Here is a 12,721-nt window from a genome sequence, read left to right as displayed (position 1 = left end):
ATTGGACAGCCTGTCATGGTCAGCGCCGAAGGGTGACCATGAAGGACACGGACCTGCATCCTCGGATCCTCCCTTGACAGGAGTGGAGCACCTGTGTGGGAGTGGCGCACCGCCGGGGCATGCCCCTCTCCAAGGCCCGCGCCTCGCCTTTCTGGCCCCGGCTTTTTCAGTTCGCAACGGGTACCCAGGGCCAACACCTTTGAGCGGAAAAAGTGTCCGGGATCGTTTCACGACGCTGAAAAGCGGATCTCGTTTCCCAAGAAATCGGGTTGCGCTCTGCATCCTCCCGAAATTCCAGGCTAAAATGTTATCCGCCCGGTTATCCGACGAGAAAAGGGCCAACGGTTTGCCAGCGCTCCCTTGGCTATTGAAAACGAATGGGTTTTGAGCAGCAGAGCAGAATGCGTGGACATTCCCCGATCCGGGCGATCCCAAAGGAGGGCCGTTTGCATGGAGGCGCTATGCGGACATTGCTGCTGACGGCGGGCATCTTTCTGCTGCTCGCCATCCCCCTCTCCAGCGGTGCGGTCCCGGTTCCTTCCGATCCGGTCGTCCTCGACAGCGGCCCCGTGCAGGGGCTTCAGGCCAACGGCGTGCGCCGGTATCTGGGCATTCCTTATGCGGCCCCACCGGTGGGCGAACTGCGCTGGCGGCCGCCCCAGCCGGCAGCGCCTTGGACCGAGCCCCGCCAGGCCATGGCCTTCGGTCCCGCCTGTCCCCAGGGCGGACCGCTGGAGAACGCCGGCAACGAGGACTGCCTTTTTCTCAATGTCTGGGCCCCGGTCCGGGAAAAGGGCGAGCCCCTGCCCGTCATGGTGTGGATTCACGGCGGCGGATTCAACTTCGGGTCGGCCTCCATGGAGGAATACGAGGGCAGCCGGCTGGCCCGCCTGGGCGTCGTGGTCGTCAGCCTCAATTATCGCCTCGGCCCCCTGGGCTTTCTGGTCCATCCGAAGCTGGCCGCTGGCGGGACCGCCGCGCTCCCGGCCAATTACGGCCTGCAGGACCAGATGACGGCCCTGGCCTGGGTTGGACGCAACATCGCCGCCTTTGGCGGGGATCCCGGGCGGGTGACCCTCTTCGGCCAGTCCGCCGGCTCGCGCTCGGTTGCCCTGCTCACCCTCAGCCCCGCCGCCCGGGGACTTTTCCAGCAGGCCATCGCCCAGAGCGGCGGGCCCATCATCGGCTCGGAATACCTGACCCCGGCTTTTGACGGCGACCCGCAGCATGCCGCAGCCATGGGCCGGGAACTCGGCGCGCGGCTCGGCTGCGACAAGGCCCCGGATGCAGCGGCCTGCCTGCGCGCCATCCCGGCAAAGCGGGTGATCGCGGCCGCCGACTGCCGCACCGGGCTTTTCGACGAAGGCCTTTTCTTCGCGCCGGTCTTCGACGGCCAAGTGCTGCCCCGCGATCCCGCAGCCGCCCTGGCCGACGACACCTGGCCCCGGGTACCCATGATCCTTGGCAGCACGGGCAACGAAGGCTCGGCCTACCTGCGCGGGGAAACAGGGCTTGATCGCGAAAAATACGCGACCTTCCTCAAGGTGCGCTTCGGGGGGCGAGCCGACGAGGCCGCTCGCCTGTTTCCCGCCGTCACCGACGCGGACGTGGCCCCGGCGATAGACCGCTGCGTCACCGTGGCCGTCAATGCCCAGCCGGCCCGGCTCATGGCCCGGTCCCTGTCCGGCGCCCACGCCAAGGCCTTCCTGTACCGGTTCACCCGGCGGCCGGACACGGCACGCGCCCGGGAACTGGGCGCTTTTCACGGCGTGGACTTGGCCTACGTCTTCGGCCGCACGGAGGCCGGCGACGGATACACGGATGTGGACAGGGAACTGTCGCGGCAAATGATGGCCTATTGGGTGCATTTCGCCAAAACCGGCGATCCCAACGGCCCGGGACTCCCCCCCTGGCCCGTCTTCGAGGCCGGCTCCGACTGGAACCTGAATTTCGCCGACACCGTCCGGGCCGAGCAGCATCTGTACCGGGCGCAGTGCGACTTCATCGACCAGGTGTCGCGGTTTCGCCCGAAGTGACGCCACCCGCCGCCCCCGACCGCACCCCGCCGCGCTTCCTGTTCCTGGGCTCCAGGCCCGGGCCATGGCCAGGCCCCCCCGGCACGGCCAAGCGGCCAAGCGGTCAGGTGTCGGCGTCCGCTTTCCAGCACGGCAGCGATACGCGCGAACGGAAGGTCGGCGGCAGTCATGACGCGGGGCAATCCCCCTCGATTGCGTTTTTGCATCGCAAAGGCCCGGTCCCGGACTTACCCGTAAGGAAAATGTCAGGCGTCTTCTGCTTGAGGGACCAGATTACGCGGTCCATGCCGCCTGCCCTTGCCGTCCCTGGCCGGAGGCTTTGGCCGCGGCGGCCCATGAGAACCCTGCTGCCCGGCTATTTCCGCAAGGCCGCCAACGATGCCACGCCGCGCAAGACGCTTCTGATGCTCGGCGGCGGCGAGACCTTCGCCGAAGATCTCGTCTTTTACAGCATGCCCCAGGCCCACCAGCGCGGCTACAATTTCATGACCCTGGACATGCCCGGCCAGGGCCTTTTGCCCCTCGAAGGCATGCCGTTTCGGCCGCAGATGCATCAGGCGGCGACCAAGACCGTGGACTACGCCCTTTCCCGCCCGGAGGTCGATCCCGCCCGATTGGCCGTGTTCGGCATCTCCGGCGGCGGCGGATTCGCCCCCCAGGCCGCCCAGCACGACCCGCGCATCAAGGCCGTGATCATGAACGCCTGCGTGGTGGACGCCCATCCCCTGTTCGCCAGCATGCCCCCGGTGGTCACGGCCACGCCGGAGAAGGTCAAGACCTTCACCCCCTTTCACGCCAATACCGTCAAGCTCATCGCCTGGCGCTGGGGGCTTGCCCTGGACGACGTCCCGGGCCTGGTGGAGGCCAACACGGGCTTCAGCTTCGACCCGGCCAAGGTGACCGTGCCCGCCCTGTCCCTGGTCGGCGAGGGCGAAAACCAGGGCGAGGAGACCCGCCGGCAGCAGAAACTGTGCCTCGACGGACTGCCCAATCCCATCAAGGGGCTCGTCGCCTCCCACCACTGCGTCATGGAAAACCGCAGCCTCGTGGCGCAGATGGCGTTCGACTGGCTCGACGACGTGTTCAAGCAATAACAGCGCTGGCCCTGACGACGGCGGTCTGCCGGGCCTGGCACGCCGCCGCCGTATCCCGGGAGGTGTACGATGCGCTCGAACATGCGGCAGGCCCCGAGAAAACATGCGCCGGCACCGGAACAGGGCGTCACTCCCCACGTGGCCCACACGGGCCGACGACGGCAGGGGTCGGCACCGGGCCGGACTCAGGCGCAACCCCGTCCCAAGACCGGCCTGGTCGCCCTGCAACGCCACTGCGGGAAAGGCCTTGGACATCCGCCTGAAACCCTCCGGACGGGAAGGGGAGCATGGCGTGTTCGCGGCATGACCGCGTTTCGGCCGCATGTCCGGGCAATCGAAACGGTTTGTGCCCTCGACTCCATGCCACCCTTGGCTTACGAAGAGGCGTCCCCCGTTTCCCGATGCGGAGGCACGTGGACCTCATGTTTCGCTACGTCGGGTCAACGCCAGCATCTGGCGCCATCAGGCGGGAGCGCGGGCTGCGGCGCAAAACGCTCTGGCCCAGGCCCCGAGCGCGGTTGAAGTGCGGCAGTTCATGGACAAAATCGACGCCCGCGAAGCTTCGGATCTCCGACAGGGGCAGGCATGGGCCGCACCTTGGTCGGGCTGTACCGCTGCGACGACGGCTTCGTCCTGGCCAATGTCGGCGACAGCCGGGCCTACCAGTTTCGCGAAGGCAGTCTCACGCAATTAAGCGAGGACCACTCCCTGGTCATGGCCCAGGTCCGCCAGGGGCTTCTGTCCTCGGACGAGGCCGCCCGCAGCCCTGAACGCCGCGTCATCTACCGGGCCCTCGGCATGTCCTCCGAACTGGAGGTAGATATCGTTCCCGTCGCCCTCGAACCCGGAGACCTGTATCTCCTTTGCTCGGACAGGCTCACGGATGCCGTCGACGGTGCCGGGCTGGGGGGCATTCTCGCCAAGACCACTGCCACTGCCACTGAACCGGAAAGCATCTGCGGACAACTCCTCCAAGTAGCCCTTAACCGGCAGGCCCAGGACAATGTGACCGCGGTCCTCGTCCGTGTCGGCCCCTGATCCACGTCCCGGAGATGCATCCCACGGTTGGCGGTCCGGCTTGTCCTGTCTTCTCGGTCCTCCCGGATCGTCGAAGCTCTTCCCTGTGCCGAGGCTACGGCGAGAGGCGTGGTGCCACGAGTGGACATTATTTCGTCCAACGCCTGTCCAACCGTATCCGCGAACATATGGGCACGGGATGGGAAGCGAGCCAATGTCTTCCCAGGTCATCCCACGATCCCTGCCCCTAGCCGCCGATGGGATGATTGGGCTACGACCGCACCGGAAAATGCCCGGGCAGGCCGGTGCTGTTGCAACCGCTCGTGGTCACGCGGCATTTCGGCGCCATGAGTCGGCGTCTCCAGCCTGACCTTTGCCATTTCGCCCAACAACCTGATGCAGCTGCCCACCGAACCGGCCATGCGCGAACGCGCGATAGCCATGCGCCGCGCCATTGTCCTGGGCGCCTGCCGGGTCGGTCACCGCTGGCGCGAGGGGTCGTGGCCGCTGGAACGCCAGCTCCCAAACAGGTCTGGGTCCAGGTACCCGCGGAAAAGCCGGAAAGACCCATCGCCAAGACGTTCGGGGCCATGTGGCCGCGCTGCCGGGTCCGCCGGATGCGAAACGCCTTGGCCCGGGTTCCCAAGTCCCAGCATGCCATGGTCTCGGCCGCTCTGCGCCAAGCCTTTCACAGCCGGATGCCGCCAGCACCAGCCAGACCTGGCAGCATGTCGCCGACCAGCTTCGCGGCAAATGGCCAAAGCCCGCCAGCTTCATGGACGCAACCGAGCACGACGTGCTGGCCCTCATGACCTTCCCGGCACAGCACCGAGCCAAGCTGCATAGCACCACTCCGCTAGAAAAGCTGAATAAAGAGGTTATGCGCCGGGCGGAGGTGGTCGGCATCTTCCCCAACGAGCAGTCCATCATCCGGCTCATCGGGGCCATCTTGCTGGAGCAAAACGACAAGTGGCAGCTGCAAAGCCGCTCCATGCAGGTCGAGGCCATGGCCGAACGTACCCCCCAACGCAACGAGGCGCAGCCAGCCCCAATTCGACCCAAGGCAGCCCAACCAGACGCTGCGTACCTGTTTTTTCGCCGGGCGTGAGTATCGGCTGCGACCACTGCTACGCAATCCGAGACTCGGTCTGCCAACAGTACGGCGTGTCATCGCCATGACCTTGCGCCATAAGCCGGTGGGCTTCGAGGTATTGGCATCCGAGGGGGATCGTGGCGAGAGGGGGATGTCGGCCGTTGGCGGCTAACCGGTGCGAGCAAGCGGACCGGACATTGTTATGCTCAAATGAGAGAAAAAGATGCCGGGCCCCTTGACCCCGTCCTTTTGAGCATTATTTGCTCTTTTGAGCAAAACAAAGGAGTCCTGCATGCCACGTCCTCGTCTGCGCCGGTGGGTGGCCGGTATCCCCAAGGCAACCTATTTTAAGCCGCAAGGCATTCCCCTGTGCGAACTCGTGGAAATCCGGCTTTCGATAGAGGGCCTGGAGGCGTTGCGCTTAGCCGACATGGAAGGTCTGACCACCGAGGCGGCCGCCGTGGGCATGGGGGTTTCCCGGCATACGTTTGGCCGGGTGCTGGCCGAAGCCAGGACCCGTGTGGCTCGGGCCCTGGTTTGCGGCGCGGCGCTTCGCATCGAGGGGGGGCATTATGAAGTGGCGCAAGGTCAGGATGCGGCAAGGCTTCGGGCGGCCCGGTCTGTCGACGGAGGGTATGTCGTGGCCGTGCCAAGCCAAGGGCCGACGCTGGATTCCCTGGTCGCTCCCCGCTTCGACCGGACCAGTGGATTCATGTTGGTGAATTTGGCGGACATGTCCTTCCAGTACCTGGAAAATACCCGACAGACCGGTCGCGGAAGGGGTGCCGTGATGCACCTTCTGCGCAACCTGCGCGACGCCGGGGCCCATGCGCTGCTGGCCAGTCCTCCCCCTCCTGGATTTCTCAACGCAGTCTCCCGGGCCGGCCTTGATTTCATTGAGCACGGGCCCTTGTCCATGGAGGAAACGGTCGGGGAAGCGGCGGGACGACTGGCTGCCGATGCAACCAACAACGAATCGGGGCCTTGTGATGGGCAAGAGGCATGATGAGCCTTCGTGGCGGGAAAAACAGACGCGAGCAAAGGGAATCCCCTTTTCACTGGAGGATATTTTTATGCGGCAAGGTTGTGCGACGCAAGGTGGAAGAGGTGGCCAGGGCCGGTGCGGTCAGGGTCAGGGCAAAGGACAAGGCGGCCAGGGTGGCGGCCGATGCGGCCAAGGCCAGGGCCGAGGCCTCGGGCAAGCCGGCCGCGCGGGCGGTATGCCCGGCAATGCCGGCTCCATGCAAACGGGGACAGACCTGTGCGTATGTCCGCAGTGCGGCCAAACAGCACCGCATACGCCGGGAGTCGCCTGCACCACCATGCGTTGCCCCGCCTGCGGGGCGGCCATGGCGAGGCAATAACCCTCTAACCGAAAGGAGATGCATCATGCCACGCGGTGATGGAACAGGACCTAACGGAATGGGGTCCGGGACGGGACGCTCTATGGGCTATTGCTCGGGAGCTAATACTCCCGGGTTTGCCAGTGCTCCGGGTTGGGGCGGACAACGGCTCGGCTTCGGCCAGGGCGGCTTTGGCCGGGGATGTCGCGGCGGCTTCAGCCGGGGCGGCTTTCGCGGTGTTTGGCGTTCGAATTTCATGGGCGCCGCACCGGCCGGGCCCGTCTCCGGCGCGGCCACGCCGGAGATGGAACGGCAATATCTGCGGCAGCAGGCCACGGCCATGGAAAGCTCCCTGGCGGCCATCAAGGCACGTCTGGCCAAGATGGACGATGTAACCACGCAGGGCTGATGGCGTACGGCCATGACGCGAGACTCCCGCCACCCGTTTCGGGTGACGGGAGTTCCGTCGAAAGGGAAAAACACATGGTCAGCATCGGTATCATCATCTGTGCCCGGTACGGAACTTGTGGGGCCGGCAAGTGTTTTCGGGCTCTGCGGGAACGCCGGGGCGGATTCGCCCGCTACGCCGAGGAACAAAGCGTATCCATTGTCGGTTTCGCTTCCTGCGGCGGCTGTCCCGGGGGAAACATAGAATATGTTCCGGCGGAATTTATCAAAAACGGCGCAACGGTTGTCCATCTGGCTACCGGCTTGGTCGTCGGCTACCCGCCATGCCCCCATCTGAGTCATTTCAAGACGTTTATCGAATCCCATTACAAAGTTCCCGTGGTGGTTGGGACACATCCCATCCCCCGGAATTATTTTAACGCGCATCGAAAACTGCCGTTTTGGGCGGACAGCAACATGGCTGCGACAGCCGAAACCCTCCTGCATGAAACTCCGGATGTCATGGCCGCTTACGACTGAATGCGTATTGCACTCGAACATTGAATGTTGCCTTCCTGTACACACCAAAGGAGTGAGGCCATGCAACCTGGAACGCTTGAACTTGTCCGACGCAAGGCCCTGGCCTTGTGGGAGGAACACGACCTGCTTCGCGAACCCATCGCGGTGAAGGCCAGAACGCTGACCGTCCACGAGGCCATAGGCGATCCCGAGGGTGAGGATTTCCCCCTGCAAAAAGGCAAGGAACGGCTCATGGAAGCCGAGTTCCGGGGTGCCAAGGGACAGGCCTTCACCGACCGCTTCGGGGATTTTTCCGGAACCTTGGCCGATGTCGCCGCGATGCCGCTGGAAAACAACTTCCGCCGGGCGGTGTTCGTGGCTTCGGTCAACGCCACGGTGCGTGGACTGGGGCTGTGCGACCGCACCATCCATTGCCGCGACAAGGAACCCAATGAATGCGCCGCGAAATTCAGCCGCTACATCAGCGAACATTTTGGCGACGTCCATATCACACAGGTCGGATTCCAGCCCAAGATCATCCAGGCCCTGAGCGAACGGTTTGCCCTGAAAGTGCTTGATCTCGACCCGGACAACATCGGCACGGTCCAATACAACACCGAAATTTTAGGGCCGGATCAGAAGGACGATGCCTTGGCTCGGGCCGATCTGCTCGTGGTTACGGGGTCCACCCTGGCCAATGACACCGTGGGCGCGTTTCTCGATGGCCGCCCGATCATCTTTTACGGCACGACCATCGCCGGCGCGGCGGCACTCATGGGCTGGGAACGGTTTTGCGCCAAGGCCCTTTGAGCTTTTGCCCCCCTTCCGGGAACAAACACGCACAAGGAACATTCATGACATTGCTTGAAGAACTCACATGCGTCCTCGACTACGATTGTCCGGTCATGGATATTCGCCAGGGCGTATTCCATACCGCAGTGGTCACCCGGCGTTGCGGGCTTGCCGCGACGTTGCCCAAGGATGCCTTGCGCCAGTCACCGCCCCTTGTGGCGGAACCAGGTTTCCTTCTGAAAAAAAACGCCGAGGAACTTGTCTCCCTGGTGCATTCGCAAAGCCTGCTGGAAGCGGCCATTGGCATGGCCACCATCAATTCCCTCTTGCCCGTGGACGAGTCCGTCATGGTGGAGCGCAATGCCGGAGACATCCTCCTGGAAAAGGGGACCGAAAAAAACGTGGCGGTCATCGGCCATTTTCCCTTCCTTCCCAAGGTCCGACAACAAGCCGCCAACCTCTGGGTTCTGGATAACAATCCCCAGGAAGGCGATTTCGGCCCCGAACAGGCTGAAGAGTTCCTGCCGCAGGCCGATGTCGTGGCCATTACCGGCACCTCCATCACCAACCATACGTTTGACGGGCTCATCCGCCTGTGCCGGCCCGACGCATTCGTGCTCATGCTGGGAGATTCGGTGCCGTTCACGCCGCTGCTGTTCGATCACGGGGTGGATGCCTTGTGCGGCACCGTGGTTTCTGAACCAGACAAGGTGCTTTGTTGCGTCAGCCAGGGTGGGAATTACAGACAGATACAAGGCGTCAAGCGGCTGACTGTTTTCAAACACCAACAATGAGCCTGGAGCATTGCATCGACAATCGATGATTGCAGCAAGGAGTATGGCATGACCAAAATTGGATTGATCCGTTGCGAGATGAATGAAACGACCTGCCCCCTCACCGGCTGTCTTTCCTGCCTTGCCAGTGGTTCCCAAGGTTTTGCGGGGACCGACCATCCTGAACTTGTCGGCGTCATGACTTGTCACTGCCCCGGGGATCGTTCTGTCACGTTGGCAAAAACATTGAAATCAAAAGGCGCGGAAGTTGTTCATTGGTGTACATGTACGTTTGCGCACAAGGAAGAAGGGAAATGGGTCAACCGAAATGGTTATTGCGACAACATAGACGATTTGCTGTCTCATATCTCCCGCGAAGCCGGTATCCCTTGTGTAAAAGGCACGGCGCACCTCCCAGGAGAATACCGTCCTGAACAATTTTTTGCAGGGAATACACGCAATGACTAAGCGTGCCATAGCAACACCGTCCTCAGACATGGCGCAAAACCATGACCAGGGCATCAGTGAAGCTGACGTCCTGGCCGCAGTTTCAAAGCAAGGAGATTTTTCGTGGAACGTCTGAACAAGCACCCACGACGAGGCCCGGCTTTCTTTCGGCTCAAGCCAGACGCAGGATTGTCCCTGCCCGACTGGAGGACGCGATGAATGGCGGCCAGGGGAAACGCGGCGGCGGGCGGCGGAAAATGCAATCCCGGACGGGGCTCCGGCCCCGGTCCGGGGGAGGACTCTGCCGCAGAGGCGTCACTTTCGCGCGGGACTTTATCCCCGGCCGGCAACCTTCCCTTGCATCGAAAAGCAACGGGCAGACCGTATCCGCAGAGAACGCCCCTGTTGCCGATCAGAAACGGCAAGGGAAAAAAAGACCGATGGTCAACAAGGAATTGTGCTGTGGTTGCGGAACGTGCGTCGACGTATGCCCCATGGGTGCGATTTCCTTGTCCGGCGGCAAAGCGGTGATCGACACCGAACACTGCGTCAAGTGCGGGGTTTGTGTCTTTTCTTGTCCTCAAAAAGCAATCACGCGTATGGAGTAAAATGCGCCCCTGATTTATTTATCATTTTATGCGACAAGAGAAACGCACATGAACACTGCCAAAACGACCTATGTATATGGACCAGCTCACCCTGAAACAAAAAACAAGGGGTTACAGCTTGTTAGCTGCAACACTTTTATAGATGGTGCCGAAGGGGGGACTCAGCACCCTCGGACCCCGCCAACAGAGACAACAGCTTGATATATTAAGACTTCAAAAATAGTTGATAATGATTTTCTCTGATTTAGACCTATCAGTATGCCCCTCTTCCGACAAGGGTAAAATTGTCCCAACATGGCGGTTAGAGTCCCTGATCTGGTAAATTTGCACAACCGCCACCTTGATTCTGCCTTTTCTGCCCAGCGGCAAATAATTACCCACCTGCCCGGGTCGCCGGCTTATTGCCAAATACAGGGCAGTGTTGGGCTGTTGTAGGCGCCAAACACGGCTTTCTGTGCCCGTTGCCAGCCACTTTTCGTGAAGGCGACGACGTGGCCTTTAGCAAGCACCTTGCATAATCGAAAAAAACCTGGGCTACTTGCATCAGAATCGCCGGCCGCGTATAATTAAACAATTAAAGTTCTTCCCGAGGAGCGTATGACAGCGACAGACGACCTACGAGCGGAACATGAAGGCATTCTTCGCATGCTGGGCGTCATGCGGGCACTCGCCACGCGCATCGAAGCGGGTGGAACCGTTCCAGTCGCCGAGCTTACTGGCATCCTCGATTTCCTCAAAATTTTTGTCGACAAATGCCACCACGGCAAGGAGGAGGACATCCTCTTCCCCGCATTGGAGGCTGCGGGCATGCCGCGTGAAGGCGGTCCCATCGGAATCATGCTTCACGAACATGTCCTCGGGCGGGGGCTTATTCGCGACATGGACGCCGCCCTGGCAGGCAGCGCCGACCCTCGGTCATTCGTCGCCCCGGCCCTTGACTACATCGAATTGCTGACCCAGCACATCGCCAAAGAAAATAGTGTGTTGCTCCCCATTGCCGAACGCTTGCTTGGCACGCCTGCCCTGACGGCGATGCGCGCCTCGCCTTCGCTCAGGATCTGGCGGATGAGCAGGGACAGGGCCTGGATGAGCCCGGAAAACGGCACGGCCCGGTTGTACTGGTCGTACTTGCCGTAGGCGACGTAGCCCTTTTGCGCCGCGACGGACCGGCTGAGCTCCTGGACGAGCGAGGTCTTGCCGACGCCCGACACGCCCCGGACCATGGCGATGGCGCTCCCGGTCCGGCCAACCCGGCCGTAGAGGTCCTGCAAGGCCGCAAGCTCCTGGCCGCGGCCGACGATCCGTTCGGGAAACTGGAAACGGTCCCGCGCGTCGGACTCCCCGAGGACGAAGGATGCGATCTTCCTGTGCCGCTCCAGGGCCGTCCGGCAGCGGAGCAGGTCCGCGTGGAGGCCCGGGGTGCTCTGGTAGCGCTCGCCGGCGTCCTTGGCCAGGCACTTCATGGCGATGTCGGAAAGCACCCGGGGGATGGCCGGATCGAGGGCGGCCGGTTCCGGTGGCCTGACGGCCAGGTGGCCGTGGATGAGGGCCCCGGCGTCCTCGCCGGCAAAGGGCCGCCGGCCGGTCAGCATCTCGTAGAGCGAAACGCCGAACGAATAGAAATCGGAGCGCAGGTCCACAGGACGGTTGATGCGCCCGGTCTGTTCCGGGGACATGTAGGCCACCTTCCCTTCCACGGTCTCGGGCCGCAGTTCGGCCGAGGACTGCTGGGGCATGTCGATGGCCGAGCCGAGATCGACCAGGACCACCCGGCCGGTGATCCGTTCGAACAGGATGTTGGCGGGATTGATGTCGCGGTGGATGATGCCCCGGGCATGGAGCCGGACCAGTATGGCGGCCAGTTTCTCAAAGACGCCGACGACCTCGGCCAGGCGCAGCGGCCGGTCCTCGGCCACCAGCTTGAGGGAAGGGAACTCGAAGCACTCCATGACCACGGCGATGGAGCGCCCGGTGCGGACGAGGCCCCTGGCCCGGGGGATTTCTGGCAGGTCCAGGCGGTCCAGGTATTCGAATTCCTTCTCCAAAACGGCCAGGGCCTTGCCCGAAGGGAGGAGCATGGACGGCATCTTGATTGCCACCACCCGGCCGGTCGCGTCCTCCACGGCGCTGACCACCCGGTGCTTGCGGCCGGCGTGAATGCACTCGAACCTGGAATAGCCGGGGATGCCGAACATAGACCCCTCCCTATCGCCTCTCTGCGCGGTCCCCTCCTTCGGGGACCGCGGTTCCGGTTGTGGCCGTCCCGTACGTCAGAAATGCGCTACCCGGCGAGCTCCCGGCCAAAGCCCGGCGGCCGTCCCTGCTCCATTTCCCATTGGACGCCATCCGGATCTAGCCAACAGAAAAAGGAGATGGCGGAGGTGCCCAGCTTCACCGGCGTCCCGTAGTCCAGGGACGGATTGATCATCCGCACCCCGGGCTGCTTTTTCAGGTGCTCGAAGACCACGGCGATGTCCGCCACCTCCAGGGCCACATGCCGGGGCCCAACCATGTCGTCGGTCTTGTGGAAGACGACGTCCTGGGAACCCCGGGGGCAGTGGTAGCACATGAGTTCCAGGCACAGGCCTGCCCCCTTGCCCACTCCCTCCCGT

General features: G+C 63.0%; 13 protein-coding genes and 2 pseudogenes. 12 read left to right on the top strand and 3 right to left on the bottom strand.

The annotated features are described in order from the left end of the window. The first annotated feature begins 461 nt into the window (after positions 1 to 461). The 5 genes and pseudogenes from Q368_RS0114430 (at position 462) to Q368_RS24760 (ending at position 6,246) form a co-directional block, all read left to right on the top strand. A complete protein-coding gene (locus Q368_RS0114430) occupies positions 462 to 2,036 on the top strand; it encodes a carboxylesterase/lipase family protein (RefSeq protein ID WP_052360177.1) in 1,575 nt (524 codons plus the stop codon). A gap of 335 nt (positions 2,037 to 2,371) precedes the next feature. Continuing rightward, entirely contained in the window at positions 2,372 to 3,130 is a 759-nt protein-coding gene (locus Q368_RS0114425) for an alpha/beta hydrolase (protein ID WP_052360176.1), read from the top strand. 585 nt (positions 3,131 to 3,715) lie between these two features. After that, complete coding sequence (locus tag Q368_RS0114420) at positions 3,716 to 4,168, top strand: PP2C family protein-serine/threonine phosphatase (protein WP_029459762.1); 453 nt, start codon at positions 3,716 to 3,718, stop codon at positions 4,166 to 4,168. 548 nt (positions 4,169 to 4,716) lie between these two features. Next, positions 4,717 to 5,255, top strand: a pseudogene (locus Q368_RS24765) (transposase); the annotation flags it as partial. Between the two features lie 277 nt (positions 5,256 to 5,532). After that, positions 5,533 to 6,246, top strand: a complete 714-nt coding sequence (locus Q368_RS24760) for a DUF134 domain-containing protein (RefSeq protein ID WP_029459761.1) — start codon at positions 5,533 to 5,535, stop codon at positions 6,244 to 6,246. A 49-nt stretch (positions 6,247 to 6,295) separates the two neighbouring features. Here Q368_RS24760 and Q368_RS25785 read toward each other — a convergent pair whose 3' ends face one another. Next, positions 6,296 to 6,487: a hypothetical protein gene (locus tag Q368_RS25785; RefSeq protein ID WP_029459760.1), complete on the bottom strand. Its 192-nt coding sequence runs from the start codon at positions 6,485 to 6,487 to the stop codon at positions 6,296 to 6,298. Between Q368_RS25785 and Q368_RS26470 the strand changes: the two genes are divergently transcribed. The 7 genes and pseudogenes from Q368_RS26470 to Q368_RS27425 form a co-directional block, all read left to right on the top strand. Beyond that, a complete protein-coding gene (locus Q368_RS26470; protein ID WP_342665706.1) occupies positions 6,471 to 6,992 on the top strand; it encodes a DUF5320 domain-containing protein in 522 nt (173 codons plus the stop codon). The genes Q368_RS25785 and Q368_RS26470 overlap by 17 nt on opposite strands. Positions 6,993 to 7,066: 74 nt before the next feature. Beyond that, positions 7,067 to 7,510, top strand: coding sequence for a CGGC domain-containing protein (locus Q368_RS0114395; protein WP_029459759.1), 444 nt, complete (start codon positions 7,067 to 7,069; stop codon positions 7,508 to 7,510). Positions 7,511 to 7,570: 60 nt separating this feature from the next. After that, entirely contained in the window at positions 7,571 to 8,299 is a 729-nt protein-coding gene (locus Q368_RS0114390) for a Rossmann-like domain-containing protein (protein ID WP_029459758.1), read from the top strand. A gap of 44 nt (positions 8,300 to 8,343) precedes the next feature. Next, the gene (locus Q368_RS0114385; RefSeq protein ID WP_029459757.1) at positions 8,344 to 9,075 is read left to right on the top strand and encodes a DUF364 domain-containing protein; all 732 of its coding nucleotides are present in this window, start codon (positions 8,344 to 8,346) and stop codon (positions 9,073 to 9,075) included. A gap of 48 nt (positions 9,076 to 9,123) precedes the next feature. Beyond that, positions 9,124 to 9,522 carry a CGGC domain-containing protein gene (locus Q368_RS24750; protein WP_084158812.1) on the top strand — a complete coding sequence of 133 codons (399 nt, stop codon included), beginning with the start codon at positions 9,124 to 9,126 and terminating at the stop codon, positions 9,520 to 9,522. Positions 9,523 to 9,563: 41 nt separating this feature from the next. Continuing rightward, positions 9,564 to 10,109: a 4Fe-4S binding protein gene (locus Q368_RS27430; RefSeq protein WP_211249779.1), complete on the top strand. Its 546-nt coding sequence runs from the start codon at positions 9,564 to 9,566 to the stop codon at positions 10,107 to 10,109. A gap of 597 nt (positions 10,110 to 10,706) precedes the next feature. After that, positions 10,707 to 11,048: pseudogene (locus Q368_RS27425) on the top strand (hemerythrin domain-containing protein); the annotation flags it as partial. Here Q368_RS27425 and Q368_RS0114375 read toward each other — a convergent pair. Next, positions 11,048 to 12,304 carry a serine/threonine protein kinase gene (locus tag Q368_RS0114375; protein WP_029459755.1) on the bottom strand — a complete coding sequence of 419 codons (1,257 nt, stop codon included), beginning with the start codon at positions 12,302 to 12,304 and terminating at the stop codon, positions 11,048 to 11,050. The pseudogene Q368_RS27425 and the gene Q368_RS0114375 overlap by 1 nt on opposite strands. Before the next feature lie 86 nt (positions 12,305 to 12,390). Continuing rightward, a complete protein-coding gene (locus Q368_RS23945) occupies positions 12,391 to 12,711 on the bottom strand; it encodes a VOC family protein (RefSeq protein ID WP_029459754.1) in 321 nt (106 codons plus the stop codon). Positions 12,712 to 12,721: the final 10 nt, after the last annotated feature.

Source organism: Solidesulfovibrio alcoholivorans DSM 5433, assembly GCF_000702665.1.
Lineage (GTDB): Bacteria > Desulfobacterota > Desulfovibrionia > Desulfovibrionales > Desulfovibrionaceae > Solidesulfovibrio > Solidesulfovibrio alcoholivorans.
Note: the sequence above shows the minus strand (reverse complement) of the source record. Positions and strands in the feature narration are given on the sequence as shown.